This is a genomic window from Pseudogemmobacter sp. W21_MBD1_M6 (assembly GCF_052119585.1).
In the GTDB taxonomy this organism is placed as follows: domain Bacteria; phylum Pseudomonadota; class Alphaproteobacteria; order Rhodobacterales; family Rhodobacteraceae; genus JBGQOJ01.
The window spans coordinates 22,642-39,546 of the sequence record NZ_JBGQOJ010000008.1; the positions used below are offsets into that span (position 1 = coordinate 22,642).

Here is a 16,905-nt window from a genome sequence, read left to right on the forward strand (position 1 = left end):
CGGCTGCAAAGGCCGTATTCAGGCAGTTCACGGATCAATGGAAATCCCGGCTGGGGAACAGCTTTCCGGCTTGCTCTCGCGGGTGGCGGGCGGTTGACCTGATGCGGCCCCCGGCGGGGTGCTTCGTTTCATCGGCGCGTCCGTCATTGATGTCGCTCGTCACCGGACGGCCCAAGGTCGCCAGCAGATGCGCCATATCCTCGACCCGTTCGGCGATCAGGTGAGTGACCGGCCCCTCGTGTTGGATGCGCCCGGTGACGCAAACCAGCCTTCCTGCGATCACCGCCTTGCGGAAGGCCTTGTAGACCTTCTCCCAGACGATGACGTTGGCTGTGCCGGTTTCATCCTCCAGGGTCAAAAAGATGACACCCGAGGCGGTGCCGGGGCGCTGGCGGGTGATGACGAGGCCCGCGACCGTGACGCGGCCCCTGGCACTGGACAGGCGGTCATGCGGCAGGCTTTCGGGCAGGTTAGGGCGCAGCAGTTCCATCGGGTGTGCGCGCAAGGAAAGGCGCAGCGACAGGTAATCCTCTATCACCTCCTGGCCCAAGGTCATCTGGTGCAGGGTCACCCCGGGCTCTATTCCACCTTCGCCGTCTGCCCCAAAAAGCGGTAGCGGCGCGGGGGATTTCAGCGCCTTTGCGGCCCAAAGCGCGTCGCGGCGGGTCAGGCCAAGGGCGGCGAAAGCGTCGGCTTCGGCCAAACGCTCCAGCGTGGCGGGATGCACGCCCGCCCTTCGCCAGAGGCTTTCAACATCTGGATAGCCGTTGCCACGGGCCGCCACGATCCACGACGCGTCGTCTTCGCGCATTCCCTTGATCTGGCGAAAGCCCAGCCGCAGGGCCAGCGCCCCGTCGGCGCGTGGCTCTAATGTGCAATCCCACAGCGAATGATCAACCGAGACCGGACGGATTTCGACCCCATGGTCGCGGGCATCGCGGACCAGCTGTGCCGGGGCGTAAAACCCCATCGGCTGGCTGTTCAGCAGCGCGCAAGTAAAGACCGCCTGATGGTGGCATTTCAGCCAGCCCGAGATATAGACCAGCCGCGCAAAGCTGGCGGCGTGGCTTTCGGGGAAGCCATAGCTGCCGAACCCTTCGATTTGTGCAAAGCAGCGGCTGGCGAAATCGGCATCATAACCGCGGGCAAGCATGCCCGAGACAAACCGGTCGCGGAAGCTGCCGATGGTGCCCATGCGTTTGAAGGTGGCGAGGCTGCGACGCAAACGATCCGCCTCGGACGGGGTGAAGCCTGCGGCGACGACGGCGATCTGCATCGCCTGTTCCTGAAACAGCGGCACGCCGTAAGTGCGCGCCAGCACCTCCATCAAGGCGGGGCCAAGGTCTTCGACCTTTTCGCGGCCCATGCGGCGATTGATGAAGGGATGGACCATGTTGCCTTGAATCGGGCCGGGGCGCACAATGGCGACCTCGCAGACCAGATCGTAAAACGTGCGCGGTCGCATCCGGGGCAAAAAGTTCAGCTGCGCCCGGCTTTCCACCTGAAACACCCCGATGGCATCGGCGCGGCAGAGCATGTCGTAGACCGGCGGGTCTTCGGGCGGGACATTGGCAAGGGTCAGGTTCTGGCCCTTATGACTGGCCAATAGGGTGAACGCCTTGCGGATGCAGGTCAGCATGCCAAGCGCAAGGATATCGACCTTCAGCAGGCCAAGCGCGTCAATATCATCCTTGTCCCATTCGATGATGGTGCGCCCTTCCATCGCGGCATTCTCTATCGGGCAGAGTTCGTCCAGCCGGCCATGGGTGATGACAAAGCCGCCGACATGCTGGGACAGGTGGCGTGGAAAGCCGATGATCTCGCCGATCAGGCGCACGGCCAGCTGCACCCGTCGGTCCTCGATGGACAGGCCGGCGTCGCGCAACCGCTCCTCGCCGGGGGCGGCAGACGCCCAGCCCCAGATCTGGCCGGACAGCCGTGCGATTACATCCTGGCTCAACCCCATGACCTTGCCGACCTCGCGGATGGCAGCGCGCGAGCGGAAGTGGATCACGGTGGCGGTCAGGCCTGCGCGGTCCCGGCCATAGCGGTCATAGATCCACTGGATCACCTCTTCGCGGCGTTCGTGTTCGAAATCCACGTCGATATCCGGTGGCTCGTCGCGCTCCTTCGAGATGAACCGCTCAAAGATCAGGGTGATGGATTCTGGTGGAACCTCGGTGATGCCCAAGAGGTAGCAGACGACCGAATTGGCCGCCGAACCGCGCCCTTGGCACAGGATGCCGCGTGAGCGGGCAAATTGCACGATGTCATAGACCGTCAGAAAGTAGGGCGCATAGCTGACCTCGCCGATCAGGGTCAGTTCTTTTTCCACGCGGTGGGTGATCTTTGGCGGTGGTCCGTCGGGATAGCGCCAGCGCACCCCCGCACGGGTCAGGCGTTCCAGACGGGTCTGGGCGGGCTCGCCGTCCCTTGCCTCGTCGGGGTATTGATACCGCAGATCGTTCAGGCGAAACGCGCAGCGGTCGGCGATCTCGACCGTGCGGCGCAGGGCGGCGGGATGGCGGTGAAACAGCCGCGCCATTTCGGCCCCCGATTTCAGGCGACGCTCGCCATTCGCCAGCCGCTGCGTGCCGATATTGTCGATGGTGCACCCAACCCGCAGGCAGGTCAGCACATCCGCCAGCGGGCGGCGGACCGCGCGGTGCATCAGCACATCCCCCACCGCGACCATCGGCAGGTTCGCCCCTTGCGCCAGCAGCGCCAGCTGGTCAAGACGGCTTTGGTCGCGGCCGTCATATCGCGGTGCGGCACCAAGGAAGCTTTGGCCGGGAAATGCGCGGGCGATGGTCAGCAGATCGGCGCGGAAGGTCGCCGGATCGGGGTCTTCCAGCGGATCGGGCGGCAGCGCGATCAGAAGCATACCCGCCCCCCATTCGATCAGATCGGCCCGTTGCAGGTGGCATTCGCCCTTTGGCGCGCGGCGCTTGCCCAAGGACAAAAGCCGCGTCAGGCGCGACCATGCCGCCAGATCGGTCGGCAGGGCAAGCCACTCCACTGCGCTGTCGGTCATGACCAGACGCGCGCCCGCGATCAGCCTTGGCAGGGGCGCATCGGCCAGAACCGGGGCCAGGGTGCCCCCGGTGAAATGCGGCACGGTCTGGCGGCTGGAATGATCGGTGACGCGCTGCGACCGGGTCGTAGGGCCCTCTTGTGCCGCCTCGGGCGTGGCCTCTGCCTCGTTCCGCAGCCGGGCCAGCTCCTTCAGCGCCGAAAAGGCCCGCACGACCCCCGCCACCGAATTGCGGTCGGTGATGGCGATGGCGGCAAGGCCCAACTCGGCGGCGCGGGTGACCAGTTCTTCGGGGTGCGATGCCCCGGTCAGGAAGGTGAAATTCGAGGTGACGCAAAGTTCGGCATAGGGGGTCATGCAAATTCTCCTTGCACAGACCAGTCCTGTCGCCCGTTCGCGCCGTCCCATTTCTGTTTCTGCGGCGTGGTGAACAGCCACAGCCGCGGGCCCTCGCGTGTCTCGATCCGCCAGTAATCGCGCAGACCGCTGCGCCAGGCGGGATCGTCGAACCACCATTCCGGGGCGATCCGTTCCGGCCCTGTCGCGCGCAGGGTCGTAAAGCGCATCCGCCGCCAGCGGAAACTGGCGGGCGGGGTGCCCGAGATGGCTGTCGCCGGCTCGGGTGGAAAGAGGATAATGGGGCGTATGGGGCCGGCGCGGGGCGGCAAGGGCTCGGATATGGAATAGGCGGCGGGGGCAAGCAGAAAGCTGCGTTCCGGGATCAGGCTGGTCGCAGGTAACAGCCGCAGCACCCGGTCAAAACCTATGCGATTGCCGATGGATGACAGCAAATCAGCCATCGCATCCTCATGCCTGATCGTTGGGCCGCCCCCGATCTGTTCAGGTGCAAGGCTTTCGGTCAACGGGGCGGTCAACCGCAGCGCGTCGATGCCAAAGCCGGAATCGACCTCGCCCACGCCCTTGGTGAACAGCGCCGCGATCCGGACAGGATCATGCATCGGGCGGGCGAGGCCGATCTCGATCTGCACCGTGCCGCGATCTACCCGGCGCAGCTCCAGCCGCACCCTTCGCGCGCCCATGCGGTGCCGGGCCAGCTTGGCACACAGCCGGTCCAGCAGGCGCGACAGGCCCGCCATCACATCCGATTGCTGGCCGATCGGTTCTGGCAGGGTCATCCGCACCCCGAAATGCGGGGCGTCAGGTGTGGCCGCAACCGGTTCGGCCTGTGCCCCAAGCGCCTGATCCAGCCGCAGCACCAACCCCGTCCCGAAACGCCGCGCCAAGGGGGCGCGGGGCAGGTGGGCCAGATCGGCAATGCGCGACAAGCCAACCCGCGCCAGCGCGTCGGCGGTATTGTGATCGACCCGCAGCGCCGCGACCGGAAGGTGCCCGATCCCCTCGGCCAACCGGCCATCGGCGATGATGCCGCCGCCGTGGCGGGCAAGGGCGTAAGCCGCCCCACGGGTTCCCGCAATCGCGCTTGCAGCCTGCAACCCCGCCCGTTCCAGCCGTGCCTTCAGATCGTCGCGCAGGCCCGCTTCACCGCCGAAAAGATGCGGCACGCCCGAGATGTCGGCAATCAGCCCGTCCACGCCGTCGTTCGCCACCATCGGGGCATAACGCCCGGCCCAGCGGCGCAAGCTGGCCAGCGCCGCAGCCTCGCGCGCCAGATCGGCAATGCGCGTGGCAAGATCGGGACAGATGGCGCGGGCATCGGCCAAGGCCATGCCACGCGACAGCCCCCGCGCCGAGGCTGCCGGATTGAGACAATGCAGGTGATCGGCATTGCCCGACCGATGGGTCAGGGCGAAAGGCCCCTCAACGGGGCGGGCCCTAAGACTCGTGTCGCTCGCGAGCCTCGGAAACCATATGGAAAGTAGCCGACGTGCCATTCCAGTTCAGTGCCCAGCTTCCTAATGTTCCTCTTTTGTTCTTAATAAGGCGCCAGCGGTGCAGAGTCGAGTGTTCAGCTGTCGCGGCGATCGGTTCACACTGCCAACGGGTTTCGGCGGCATTGCTGCCCGCATCCTGATGAATCAACACGAGGCCGGTCGTGCCTCCTGCCTCTGCCGCAAGTTGCAGCCGGCGACCGGCAATCAGCGACAGTGGCTGTTTCGGCTCGGCAATCACCAAAGCAACGGGCGCCGCGCGCAATGCCTCTTCGGCACACCACAAAAGATCGGTTTCCCCGACCGGGCGCAACAGGTGCAACCGTTCACCCACGCCCTGCGGCAGGCCGCGCAACATCGGTGTTTCCGGCACATATGACGGCACAATCCACACCAACGGCCCCGGATGCCGCGCAGCCTGAAACAGCGCAAAAGCGCGGCGGCCGCGGCCCTCGGCCTCGTGCACACGCCGTTGGCGCAGCAGGAAGGGATCGTCGGGGGTGACTTCAGGCCGCATCCTCGCGCACTCCTTCCGCTACGATCTGCAGCATACCGTCGGCCAGGGGTCGCTGCAGGTGCAGCGCCTCTGCCGCCGGTGCGGTCAGCCAGCGCCGCCATTCTTCCGGCCTCGTCAGGATGACCGGCATCGCCTTGGGGTGAACCGGTGCCACCTCGCGGTTGGGCGGGCAGGTCAGGAACCCGAACAGCTCCGCCGTGATCTCGCCCTCCTTCACCTTGCGCACCGAGGTCCATTCGGTGCGGAGACCCGCGAAAAACGCCAGCGGACGATCTGCGCCAAGGGCAAACCAAACCGGATGGTTGCGCGGCGCACCGGGGCGATTGTCGATCTCGGAAAAACTGGTGAAAGGCACAAGGCAGCGGTGCTGCACGCCAAGCCAGCGTTTCCAATGCGGCGAGGCCACATTGCGGATATTGGTCACGCCCGGATCGCGGTGCTTGCCCTCCAGAAAGACCTGCGGTGTCGGCATGCCCCATCTTGCCCTGGTCAGTTGCCAGCCACCTTCGCCATGGCGGATGATCGGGGCTGCATAGTCAGGGAATATCCCCGCCATAGGGGGCAGATTGCCCACCAGATCTTCGAATGCTTCGCCGTTCTCGACCATATCGTCAAAGACATGCCGCATCGCATCCTGGCTTTTGGTCTGGGAGTAGAGGTTGCACATGGAAGCACCTGAGGAATCGGGACGCGGAAGAATAAACCGGAACATTGCCAGAACTTCCAGCGCGACGAAAGCCCCCTATATGCCTTATCCACGCGGCACAAAAACGCGCCTGAACCAGTCCAACCTGTCACCTTACGATCAAATAGAGTGTGCTGCCGTTGCGATAGATCGTCAGGGCGACCGGGCCCTTTTGATCAGGCAGCTCCGCATAGAACGCGGCTGTATCGGTGACGGGGACATTGTTGACAGCCGTGATCACGTCACCGGTCATCAGGCCCGAAAATGCCGCCGGACTGCCGGGGGTAACGGCGATCACGGCCACACCTTTTACATCTCCAAAGCCGTCCATTCCCGGCGTAAGGGGCCCAAATTGGGCACCGGAAAGGGCTTGCAGGTCAGGCGCAGGGGCTGCGGCCTCGTCTTGCTCCTGGCCTGCCTGAATGGTCGCGGCAACCTCCATCTCGGTGCCATTGCGCATCAGCGAAAGCCGCAGTGTCGTCCCTGCCATCACCAAGCCAATCTGGTTTCTGAGATTGCTGGAACTCTCAACCGGGTTGCCGTTGACGGCTGTGATGATGTCACCGGCTTGCAGCCCGGCGGCATCTGCAGGCGTGCCGGGCAACACCTGCGTCACGATCGCGCCGCGTGAAACGCCAAGCCCCAAGGCATCAGCCAGATCCGGGGTCAGATCCTGAATCATTATACCCAACTGTCCGCGCCGGATTTCCCCGAACTGGATCAATTGGTCCATAATCGAGCGCGCCATGTTGATGGGGACGGCAAACCCTATGCCGACATTTCCGCCAGATGGGGCGATAATAGCAGAATTGATCCCCACAAGTTTGCCGTCAAAGGTGACCAACGCGCCCCCTGAATTCCCCGGATTGATCGAGGCGTCCGTTTGGATGAAATCCTCATAGCCTTGGGGGTTGATGCCGGATCGATCCAACGCACTGATGATGCCAGAGGTGACGGTCTGGCCCAGTCCGAAAGGGTTTCCAACGGCAACGACAAAGTCACCCACTTGCAGGCGGGATGAATCCCCCATCGGCAAGCCGAAAAGCGCGTCTGCCGTGATCTGTAGCAAAGCCACGTCAGTGGCCGGATCGGTTCCGATGACGGTGGCCGCAAAGTTGCGGCGGTCTTTAAGTGTCACGGTGATGTCGACGGCATTTTCAATAACGTGATTGTTGGTCAGGATATAACCGCGGGCCGGATCCACGATAACGCCAGATCCCGCGCTGAGGCGCCTGCGCGGCTCAATCGTTTCCGGCAGGCCAAAGAACTTCTGGAAGAACGGATCATTGAACAGCGGATTCATCTGTGGCGGCTGTTCACTGACCACCGAGATATTGACGACAGCGTCTGTGACTTGCCGCAAAAGCGGCGCGATCGTCGGCACTCCGCGTTCGTCCATCTGCGCATAGGACTGCGCGTTGCCGGTTAGCGGTGCAATGACAAGAAACAGGATCGCGATTGCGGAATGGAAATGACGGATCATGACATATCCCTTTTTCTACAGACCTTCGATGCCATGGCAGATTGTCAGGCAATCATATGTTTCAGGTTTGATCCCATAGGCGGCAGGGCACTTCATTGACGCATGTCACTGGAGTGATGAATAACCGCCCGGCGGTTAGTGGCGGGTGTCACAGAACTTGCCCATTTCAGTATCAGATGACCCACCATCAGCCCGATGGTCGCGACGGCAAGGCCAAGCACCAGACCCTTGCCGACATCGGCCGACGAAAGAGCCCGCTGCATTTCCTGACCCAGACCCTGCGTGACCTTACGGCGCTGCCTGCCGCCCATATGGCCGTCGGGAAGGCCAGGATGGCAGCGCCCATGCCCTTGTGCGCGGTCAAGGGTGATGGCCATGAGCACTGTCATTCTCGTCATTTTTCGTTCCCTCTTTCGTGCAAACGCACCCGCACAAAGTCCTCGGGCGCGCCGCTTTTACAGAGACAAATACGACCGGCCCGGCGCGCGCATGGGCCGCAAAGAAGCATGTCCAGTAACAGCACTCGGATGCGCGGCCGCCCGCATTCATTGCTTGACGGAAAGACTCTCGATCAGGCTTACTGCAACCTGCCGATGTCCGAAGCGGTGGCGGCGCAACCAAGTTGGAAAATTATTTAGACAACGCCCTGATACTATTCAAACAAATCGAACCACCTTTAATCTCACTATTCATGTTCACGTTGGAAATTGATGCGCGATAGCGCTTTAGGGAAGACTTCGCGCCTATCAATACTCATTTCGGAGACCACCAATGACCCAAATGGCCCAGTTTTTACCAAGACTTTTGATACTCGTTTGCGCAGGCGCCATTGCAGGATGCGTTCCCACCACTGTTGAGCAAAGGCCCGCATCCAATACGACGTTGCCACGTCTTACGGGCGAGGCTGCTGCGGTTGCAAAACTTAAACCTGCGCTCGCGATCAAAGGGCTCCAAATGCAACCCGTGCCAGCCTCACGCGCCGATGCACTAACGCAGTATTGCACCGGCAAGGCCGAAGTGCTGGTGTTGTCGACCGATATGACCGACTCTGAGGTGACCAAATGCTGGGCGGCAGGTGGCCGTTGGAGTGCTGTATCGTCTGAGGGCTTGAACGTTTATCTTGCGCCGGATTTCAACGCCCGGCACAGCACCTTCGATTGGTGGGCATAACGGACCTGCACCGGTTTTATGCCTTCCGGGCGCGCATGTCTGGCGGCGCTGGGGCGGAAACCACGTGGTAGCCGCAGCGCTTATGGCCCATCCAAAAAGGTCACCTGTAATTTACATGGCCCTGCAATATGGAGACCGCAAAAAATGATTTTCAAAACCAACTCCAGAAATCCGACGCCAGAATCCGAGAAAGCATGCCCCGAAATGCGCAGGGCATTCGATGTTGGCTTGGCCGCGTGCCGGCTGACGTCATTGATTGTTTCAACAGCCCTTGTTCTTGGACCTTTTGCTTATCCGCAAGTTGCGGTTGCAGGCGCCGATAATCTGGTTTGGCAGCGGGCACCACGCCTGGAATCGCTTCCTGATCCCGCGAAGGCCACCCGATTGGTTCAGGAAAACCTTGCCATCGCCGGATTCGAAAATCTCATCAGTATGCTGGATGGCTATCGCACCATTTTTCCCACGCTCGACGATCTTTCCACACAATTTGGCAACGATCCGACGGCTGCGTTTGCCTATGTGCGAGATATGATCCGCACCGAACCCTATGTCGGAACTCTGCGTAGCCCGATGTCGGTCATCGCGGCCTCTGGCGGAAATACACAGGACAAGTCAGAATTGTTGATGGTGCTGCTGCGCAAGATGGGACTGGATGCCCGTATCGCAGAAGCGCCGTTAACCGATGCAATGGCCGAACAGTTGCGTGTTTCAAGCTGCGGCGTGGTACTGACCGCAGACGAAAACATCGGGACGTTGATCGGGCTTAGCGAGGCGACAACGATCCGTGCAATTGCGCGTGCGCAGCGCGACTATGGCCGGTTGCTGGATGCCGTTCCTTCGATCACAGACGCGACGCCTGCCTTGTCTGCGCAATTTGGCGACCGCCATTACTGGGTGCAATACCGAGACGCCAATGGCTGGCGCGATCTTGATCCCTCGGTGCCTGACATGCAGGCTGGTGCGGCTATGGCGCCCCCCGAGGCGCTGTCGGAAGGCGGAGCCAATCCGCATCTTGTTACGGTCTCGGTGGTGATCGAGACGCTAAGGGACGGAAAACTGCGCGAACAATCGGTGCTGACACAAGAGTTCGCCGCGCGCGACGCCGATGAAAAGATGATCCAGCTTGGATTCACGCCCGCGGGGGCCGGAATTGCGGGAGTGCTTAGCGACAAGCTGTTGGATGCAATCGACCTGTCACCAAAACTTAAGCCAGTGCTTATTGTCGATTTCATCCCGACCCTGGGAAAAGAATTTTCACAACCAAGCCCCTTGGCCGCAGGTGGGCTAAGCGGCACAAGTCAAGAGGACGCTGTCACCGCCGTTTGGCTTGATATCAGGTCGGTCGCACCCGAAGGCATAACACGCACCGCCCGTCGGGCTGTGATGGACCTGTTGCCCTTTGCAGAGCGCCAATCCAACCCAATTTCCCCGGATGCGATCCTGAACCCGGTCGCGGGTGTTCGGTATCCGCAGGCTTTGGAAGGGGTGACTTTGATCGTTACGGCGAACGGCGGGATGGATGCGCGAAACGATGCATACCGCCTGGCCTATATACAAAAAACCTGGAACGAGACCCTCACCACATTGCGTGACGGGACAACCGATCCCGAGCTCCTCATGTGGATAAATTGGACGGCGGCGCATAGTTTGGCAACGGGTGCAGAGCGCACAACACGAGACCTGCGGACGCAGGATGGTAAAACCTGCGGGTATTACGGCCATGCGAATGTCATGCTGTCCAGTCTTCACCCTGTCGGTCAGGACGCTTATAAATCGTCTATCGACTGGGCAATTGACGGGATCGACTTGACCTCTGCCATAGCCGACCCTGATCCGCGCGATTTGCAGGCACTGCGGCTGTGGTATGGGTCTGTGCGTTCTGCGATCGAAACCGAATGGGTCGCGTCGGGGGCAGATGCGTCGCAAGCGGTATCTACGAGCATTTTGCTGGATGGCCCGTTGATGCGCCTGCCCCCGGATGCCGTTGCCAAAATGGGTTCTGCCATGGCGCAGCGCGATCAGGAAAATGGTTATCTGCTCATGGGGGCGGCAAATGGTGCATCTTCCGCCTGGTGGCGGGTCGATCCGACCACTGGGGCGACGGATGCGCGTTTGTCCGGGCTAGGGAACAATGCGTGGACCTTCGGTCTGAACTACGTCAGCGCGTCGAAGGCCGCAGGCGAGATTTATGTGACTTCCAAGGAAACGCAACTCTATATGGCGCTTGCTCGCAGGACGATTACAGACAGGCAGTTTGCCCAAGCCATGAAAGCCCTGAACTACTATAAGAATTTGGGCGCCAAGAGAGGCCAACAAGAATATCAAGCAATGCTGACGATCGGGTTCTTGACGGGTGCCGCTGTCGGTAGTGGTGTCGGGCTTGGGCTTTATATCAAGTTCAGCGATGCGTGGGGCTATCGTCATGTGCCCTCTAGCAATGACAAGTGAACTGGAACTCTGAAGCCGTCAGTCCCACTCCAACTGTTGGAAAACGGCCTGCGCGTTGCGGCCGGCAAGTGAATCGAACTGGCCGAGATAGGCAAAAGCGGATTGGTCCACTTCAACCGACCCGATGATGTCTCCGCCGTTTTCGATATAAGTGCGCATCCGGTCCCGCAGGTTTGTCAGGTAATCACGCGTATCCGCCTGCGCCCGCTCCAACGTGGTCAGGGGGCCGTGCCCCGGGATCAGATGCAGGGGGGCCAATGCCTCTATCGCGGCAAAAGCTTCGAGCCATGAGGCGCTGTCGGAAAACTCCATCACGCCCGGAATGCGCCCGACATAGACGATGTCACCGGTGAAGACCGCGCGCTGATCAGGAAGCCATACAAAGCTGTCGCCGGGGGTATGGGCCGCACCTGCGTGATGTATTTCAATCTGACGCCCACCAAGATCAAGGACATGATCGGTGTCAAAGACAACATCGGCGTAGGAAGGCCGGGTTCCTTCCAGACCATTCCCGACGAGTTGCGACAGCACGGTCAACTGCAACGAACCGCGCGCCTGTTGGTCAGCGACAGCTGCAGCCGACGCGATCACTGTCGCCCCTTGTTCCTTCCAATAGCCATTGCCGAGCCAGCGGTGGTCCTGCCCGCCGGTGTTGATGACATAGCGGACGGGCTGATCGGTCAGGCCGCGCACCACACCGTGCAGCATCGCCGCCCCCGCCCGTGTTCCACCCGGATCAACCAGAACCGCGCCTTCGCTGGTTTCGATCAGGCCGAAGGTGGCGTTGTTGCCCAAATTCTCAGGATCGCGCTGTTCGGCGGGGCCTTCTATGGCCCAGACACCTGCGGCGACAGGCTGGACGGTCAGAACATCTGCAAAGGCTGCCGCAGGCGCAAGCAAGGCGAAAAGGATCAGGGAAATTTGTTTCATCATAAATTCAATGGTTATGCGGGTTCCGGCCCGATGCAAGCGCAAAGCGACAGGTGTGATGATGCCTGCGCCCCTCAGGCCGGCTATTGCACCAAAATCCCTGACGGACGGGGACACAAACGTACCAAGCCCGATGGTTCCGGCGGTTTTGCCGTTGCGGATTGCGTTCGTCCCTGCTGCGTAACAACCATCGGTCGCACGACGGCCTGCTATGGACTGGTGTTGTGGCAAAGCCATCTTATCGTGGAAACTGACTGGAAATGCTGCCTTTCAATTGCAATGGCCCCTACTGAATGTTACCCGTTTGATAAAATAAATGTGAATCAATCAGGTATTAGTCTGTGGTTGGAAACAACCTTTGGTATAAACGCCTGCCGCGTCGGGATATTTTCGATGTGGCGGCATAAAAAAGAGTACGCGGTAGTGGCATATCAAGCAGGCAGCGGAGGCCATGATTGCGTAAAATCAGCCCGCTCGATCAAACTATATCTCGGGCTTGTGTCGGTTCTGTTCCTGCTTTCCGCCTGCACCGAAGGATTTGTGCGCTTTCCGGTGACGGAAAAGTCGCAGGAAAACGTGTCGCAGGATGTGACCATCATCCGGCTTGACGCGTCCAACATCGCCAGCTTTTCCAGCCCCAGCCATGTGGCCCGCGCGACCACCTTGCCGAATGGTCGCGGCTGGGAATACCGCGTGGGTGTGGGCGATGTCCTTAACATCATCGTCTTCGATCACCCCGAACTGACACTGCCCGCCGGACCACAGCGCAGCGCCGAGGAAAGCGGGTTTCTGGTTCAGGCCGACGGAAGCTTTTTCTATCCCTTCATCGGTCAGGTGACCGCCCGCGCACGATCGGTTGCCGATATCCGTGCCGAGGTGACAACGCGTCTGGCGGCATTTATCCCCGATCCGCAGGTTGTCGTCCGCATTGCCGCCTTCAACTCGCAGAATGTCGTCGTGACCGGAGAGGTCGCCGCGCCCAGCAGGCAGGCCCTGACCACCACACCGCTGACCCTGGTAGAGGCCGTGAACGCGGTTGGCGGGCTGAAGGACACCGCTGATGCGCGGCGCGTCACCGTCCAGCGCGGCGGCACGCTTTACAACGTCGATCTTGACGGGTTCCTCAGCGCGGGCATCCGCCAGAACAACCCTGTTCTGCGCTCTGGCGATATCGTCAGCGTTCCCCGCCGCAAGGCCGAAGAGGCGTTTATCCTTGGGCAGGTCCAAAAGCCCGCCGCGGTTGATCTGTCGGTCGAACCCGTGACGCTGACGCAGGCGCTGACCCGTCAGGGCGGGTTGGACGAACTGCGTGCCGACGCGCGTGGCGTGTTCGTGTTCCGGGCCGACGGGGCAAGGATGACAGTGTTCCAGCTCGAGACATCGTCGCCGGTCGGTCTTCTTCTTGGCACCCGGTTTATTCTGGAACCGCGCGATGTGGTCTATATCACGCGCTCGCCGCTCCAGCGTTGGAACGACACGATCAACGGGCTTTTGCCGTCGGTGCGTGGCGCTTCGGTTGTTGAAGCCCTCGGAAATTAAGAGGCGTTTCCCATGAACAGGATTCTTGTGGTTTGCGTCGGCAACATCTGCCGCTCGCCTGTCGGAGAGCGTATTCTGGCCGCGCGCCTGCCAAAGGCGACGGTCACGTCGGCGGGCATCGGCGCGCTGGTCGGGCATGGTGCCGACAGCACCGCCGCCGAGGTCGCCGCAGCGCGAGGCGTGTCGCTTGACGGGCATGTCGCGCGGCAGTTCACCAGCCGGATCGGCGAGGAAAACGACCTGATCCTTGTGATGGAACCGGGCCACCGCCGCGAAATCGCCAAGCAGGCGCCGCATCTTCTGGGCAGGATCATGCTGTTCGATCATTGGACCGGCGGCACCGGCATTCCCGATCCGTATAAGCGCCCGCATGAATATCACGCAAAAACATTTGATCTGATCTTGGCTGCAGCCGGGGCATGGGCAACACGTTTGGCAGAAAAGGCCCCCGACTGACATGAGCACACACACAACGATGCAAGCCCCCCCCGAAGATGACGAGATTGATCTGGGGCAACTGGTGTCCCGTCTTTGGGCCGGCAAAGGCTGGGTTTTTCTGGCCATGGTTCTGTCTCTGGCAATCGGTCTGGCCTATGTCTTGGTCACGCCGCCGACCTATCAGGCCGACAGCCTGCTTCAGCTCGAGGAAAAAGGGGGTCAGCTTGCCCTGCCAGAAGCGCTGGCCGGTATGGCGGGCGAGACCCCCAAAAGTGTCGCCGAGATAGAGATCGTGCGGTCGCGCATGGTTCTGGGGCAGGCCGTTGCCGACCTGAAACTGGACTGGCGGGCAGAGCCGCGCGAGGCACCCGTGGTCGGGTATGCACTGCGCCGCTATGCCCTGCCAATCCCCGAGATCGGCCTGCTTGCGCCCTATGCACGGACAGAGGAACGCATCCGGCTGGACCTGCTGGAAACGCCGCCCGAATGGGTCGGAAAAGACATCGACATCATATCAGACGGTGAGGGCGGGTATCTGGCAACCCTTCCCGATGGGCAGCAGATCAACGGCCGTGTCGGACAGACAGTGCGCGTGGCAAAGCGCGGTTTTGCCCTGCGGATCGGCGACCTGATCGGGCAAAAGGGGCGCAGCTTTGTCATCAGCCAAGGCAGTGAAACTTCGATGATCAACGGCCTTCGCGCAAACCTGAGCGTGTCGGAAAAGGGCCGTCAATCCGGCATTCTGGAACTGCGCTTTACCGATCAGGACCCGCAAAGGGCGCAACAGATCCTTGGCGCGATTGCCCGGGCCTATCTGGGCCAGAACGTCGCGCGCAGTGCCGCCGAAGCCGAAAGCAGCCTTGGCTTTATCGCCAGCCAGTTGCCCGAGGCAGAGCGTGCCGTGGTCGAGGCCGAGGCCACCCTGAACCAGTACCGGCAATCGCAGCAATCGGTTGACCTTGCACTGGAGGCGCAAAGCCTGCTGACGCAGGTCACCCGTCTGGAAAACGAGATTGAGGCGCTGAAACTTCAGGAAGATGAAGTTTCGCAACGCTATACCAGCAACCATCCGGTCTATCAGACCCTGCTGAACAATCGCGCGGCCCTCGAAGAGCGCCTAGCGGTTCTGCGCACAGAGGTCGACGCCCTGCCGCGAACCCAACGCGAGATCATCAACCTGACACGCACTCTGGAAGTGGCGCAAACCGTCTATACCCAGTTGTTGAACCGGCGTCAGGAATTGCAGGTGCTTCGGGCCAGCAATATCGGCAATGTCAGGATCATCGACAGCGCCCGCGCCGCGCCGAATGCCATTGCCCCCCGCAAATCCCTGATCCTTGCGCTTTCGCTTGTGCTGGGTGGCATGGTCGGCGTGGGGTTGGTTCTGGTGCGCCACTGGATGCGGCGCGGGGTGCAGGGCGCGGACGAACTGGAACAGATCGGCCTGTCGGTCTTTGCCACCGTCAATCTGGCCCCCACGCCCGCCCGCGGCACTATGCGCAAGGGCACGCTGCCGATCCACGCGCTTACGCATTCCGACGACCTAGTGACCGAGGCGTTCCGTTCGTTGCGGACCAGCCTTCATTTCGGCATGCTGGACGCTGCAACACGCTCTATCTCGTTGACCAGTGCCGCGCCGAACGCGGGTAAATCGTTCACGGCGGTGAACCTTGGCGTGGTCACGGCGCAATCGGGCCAGACGGTCTGTCTGGTGGATACCGATTTGCGCCGCGGTCATCTGCGACGCTATTTCAACGTGCCAAAGAACCAACCCGGCCTGGCAGAGGTGATAGCAGGCGAGGCAACGCTTGACGATGTGCTGGTCGAAGGTCCGGTGCCCGGCCTGATGTTCCTGCCGACGGGCCGCTATCCGCCGAACCCGTCCGAGCTTTTGATGCGGGCAGAGTTTTCCGATCTGATCAAGACGCTCGACAGCCGGTTCGACCTGACCATCTGCGATGCGCCACCGGTTCTGGCTGTGACCGATCCGGTGATCATCGGGCGGGCCGTCGGTGCGACGATTGCCATCGTGCGCTATGATGACACCCCGATGGCCGAGGTGCAGGCCGTGCGCCGCACGCTTGACGCCGCCGGTGTGCGCCTGACCGGTGCCATCCTGAACGGCTTTGACCCGCGAAAGGCCAAAGGCGGGTCCGGTTACAGCTACGGGTATAGCTATCGTTACGATTACAAAAGCCTGAAGGACTAGCCGGTTTGAAAGGCCTTCCAGCCCATTGCGGACTGCCGCCGCTCCCTTGGTTTCTGGTGCAGATCAAGCCGAACAGTTTCCAGATCGCCAGGCGCAATCTGGAGCGGCAAAAGCTATCGGTGTTCAGCCCGCAACAGGCAGAGACCCGCCGCACCGCCGGGCATTTCAAAACGACCCTCCGGCACCTGTTTCCGGGGTATCTGTTCACCAGTTTCGACCCTGAAAGCGGGCCTTGGCGGACGATCAACCACACTTACGGCGTGTCGCGAATGGTCAGCTTTGGCACACAGGCACCAAGGCCGGTGCCCTCGGGCATCATGTCTGCACTCTTTGCGCGCTGTGATGACGCCGACCTGATCCAGCCGCCCGCCGCGCTGATCGCGGGCGATCAGGTTCAGGTCACGGCCGGCCCGTTCGCCGACTTTGTTACAACCGTCGAAAACGTCAGCCCCGACAGGCGTATCTGGGTTTTGCTGGACATTCTGGGCCGCGCCACAAAGGTCGCGATCGAGCCCGAAGATCTAAAGAGACTGTAGCGCGGGCGGCACCAAACCGCGCCAGACCCAAATTGCCTCCTTTCATTTCCACGAAAAATCGCGCCA

General features: G+C 61.5%; 13 protein-coding genes. 6 read left to right on the forward strand and 7 right to left on the reverse strand.

Translation table 11 applies throughout. The features are described 5' to 3' along the window. Positions 1-34: 34 nt before the first annotated feature. The 6 genes from ACEN2R_RS10290 to ACEN2R_RS10315 form a co-directional block, all read right to left on the reverse strand. Positions 35-3,391, reverse strand: a complete 3,357-nt coding sequence (locus ACEN2R_RS10290; protein WP_442041873.1) for an error-prone DNA polymerase — start codon at positions 3,389-3,391, stop codon at positions 35-37. Next, positions 3,388-4,887 carry a Y-family DNA polymerase gene (locus tag ACEN2R_RS10295; protein WP_442041875.1) on the reverse strand — a complete coding sequence of 500 codons (1,500 nt, stop codon included), beginning with the start codon at positions 4,885-4,887 and terminating at the stop codon, positions 3,388-3,390. The genes ACEN2R_RS10290 and ACEN2R_RS10295 overlap by 4 nt, the downstream gene beginning before the upstream one ends. Next, positions 4,829-5,401 carry an ImuA family protein gene (locus tag ACEN2R_RS10300; RefSeq protein WP_442041877.1) on the reverse strand — a complete coding sequence of 191 codons (573 nt, stop codon included), beginning with the start codon at positions 5,399-5,401 and terminating at the stop codon, positions 4,829-4,831. The genes ACEN2R_RS10295 and ACEN2R_RS10300 overlap by 59 nt, the downstream gene beginning before the upstream one ends. Continuing rightward, the gene (locus ACEN2R_RS10305) at positions 5,391-6,068 is read right to left on the reverse strand and encodes an SOS response-associated peptidase (protein ID WP_442041879.1); all 678 of its coding nucleotides are present in this window, start codon (positions 6,066-6,068) and stop codon (positions 5,391-5,393) included. The genes ACEN2R_RS10300 and ACEN2R_RS10305 overlap by 11 nt, the downstream gene beginning before the upstream one ends. Before the next feature lie 127 nt (positions 6,069-6,195). Then, the gene (locus ACEN2R_RS10310) at positions 6,196-7,569 is read right to left on the reverse strand and encodes a DegQ family serine endoprotease (protein WP_442041881.1); all 1,374 of its coding nucleotides are present in this window, start codon (positions 7,567-7,569) and stop codon (positions 6,196-6,198) included. 92 nt (positions 7,570-7,661) lie between these two features. Then, positions 7,662-7,967 (reverse strand): hypothetical protein, encoded by a 306-nt coding sequence (locus ACEN2R_RS10315; protein WP_442041883.1) that lies wholly within the window; start codon positions 7,965-7,967, stop codon positions 7,662-7,664. A 373-nt stretch (positions 7,968-8,340) separates the two neighbouring features. On the opposite strand from ACEN2R_RS10315, the gene ACEN2R_RS10320 reads away from it, so the two are divergent. Both ACEN2R_RS10320 and ACEN2R_RS10325 read left to right on the forward strand, forming a co-directional pair. Beyond that, positions 8,341-8,739, forward strand: a complete 399-nt coding sequence (locus tag ACEN2R_RS10320) for a hypothetical protein (protein ID WP_442041885.1) — start codon at positions 8,341-8,343, stop codon at positions 8,737-8,739. Positions 8,740-9,123: 384 nt separating this feature from the next. Then, positions 9,124-11,187: a hypothetical protein gene (locus ACEN2R_RS10325; RefSeq protein ID WP_442041887.1), complete on the forward strand. Its 2,064-nt coding sequence runs from the start codon at positions 9,124-9,126 to the stop codon at positions 11,185-11,187. Positions 11,188-11,205: 18 nt separating this feature from the next. Here the strand turns inward: ACEN2R_RS10325 and ACEN2R_RS10330 are convergent, their stop codons facing one another. Further along, complete coding sequence (locus ACEN2R_RS10330; protein WP_442041889.1) at positions 11,206-12,117, reverse strand: MBL fold metallo-hydrolase; 912 nt, start codon at positions 12,115-12,117, stop codon at positions 11,206-11,208. A gap of 423 nt (positions 12,118-12,540) precedes the next feature. Between ACEN2R_RS10330 and ACEN2R_RS10335 the strand changes: the two genes are divergently transcribed. From ACEN2R_RS10335 to nusG, 4 genes are read left to right on the forward strand one after another with little or no spacing between them, the layout of a single operon-like run. Next, complete coding sequence (locus ACEN2R_RS10335; protein ID WP_442041891.1) at positions 12,541-13,656, forward strand: polysaccharide biosynthesis/export family protein; 1,116 nt, start codon at positions 12,541-12,543, stop codon at positions 13,654-13,656. A 12-nt stretch (positions 13,657-13,668) separates the two neighbouring features. Next, complete coding sequence (locus ACEN2R_RS10340) at positions 13,669-14,112, forward strand: arsenate reductase/protein-tyrosine-phosphatase family protein (protein WP_442041893.1); 444 nt, start codon at positions 13,669-13,671, stop codon at positions 14,110-14,112. A 1-nt stretch (position 14,113) separates the two neighbouring features. Continuing rightward, positions 14,114-16,303, forward strand: a complete 2,190-nt coding sequence (locus ACEN2R_RS10345; protein ID WP_442041895.1) for a polysaccharide biosynthesis tyrosine autokinase — start codon at positions 14,114-14,116, stop codon at positions 16,301-16,303. 5 nt (positions 16,304-16,308) lie between these two features. Beyond that, positions 16,309-16,839 (forward strand): transcription termination/antitermination protein NusG, encoded by a 531-nt coding sequence (gene nusG / locus ACEN2R_RS10350; protein ID WP_442041897.1) that lies wholly within the window; start codon positions 16,309-16,311, stop codon positions 16,837-16,839. Positions 16,840-16,905 lie beyond the last annotated feature (66 nt).

Excerpts from the sequence above, each read along its gene's own strand:
- ACEN2R_RS10290 (WP_442041873.1), bottom strand. The coding sequence starts at position 3,391 with ATGACCCCCTATGCCGAACTTTGCGTCACCTCGAATTTCACCTTCCTG.
- ACEN2R_RS10295 (WP_442041875.1), bottom strand. The coding sequence starts at position 4,887 with ATGGCACGTCGGCTACTTTCCATATGGTTTCCGAGGCTCGCGAGCGAC.
- ACEN2R_RS10300 (WP_442041877.1), bottom strand. The coding sequence starts at position 5,401 with ATGCGGCCTGAAGTCACCCCCGACGATCCCTTCCTGCTGCGCCAACGG.
- ACEN2R_RS10305 (WP_442041879.1), bottom strand. The coding sequence starts at position 6,068 with ATGTGCAACCTCTACTCCCAGACCAAAAGCCAGGATGCGATGCGGCAT.
- ACEN2R_RS10310 (WP_442041881.1), bottom strand. The coding sequence starts at position 7,569 with ATGATCCGTCATTTCCATTCCGCAATCGCGATCCTGTTTCTTGTCATT.
- ACEN2R_RS10315 (WP_442041883.1), bottom strand. The coding sequence starts at position 7,967 with ATGACGAGAATGACAGTGCTCATGGCCATCACCCTTGACCGCGCACAA.
- ACEN2R_RS10320 (WP_442041885.1), top strand. The coding sequence starts at position 8,341 with ATGACCCAAATGGCCCAGTTTTTACCAAGACTTTTGATACTCGTTTGC.
- ACEN2R_RS10330 (WP_442041889.1), bottom strand. The coding sequence starts at position 12,117 with ATGAAACAAATTTCCCTGATCCTTTTCGCCTTGCTTGCGCCTGCGGCA.
- ACEN2R_RS10340 (WP_442041893.1), top strand. The coding sequence starts at position 13,669 with ATGAACAGGATTCTTGTGGTTTGCGTCGGCAACATCTGCCGCTCGCCT.
- ACEN2R_RS10345 (WP_442041895.1), top strand. The coding sequence starts at position 14,114 with ATGAGCACACACACAACGATGCAAGCCCCCCCCGAAGATGACGAGATT.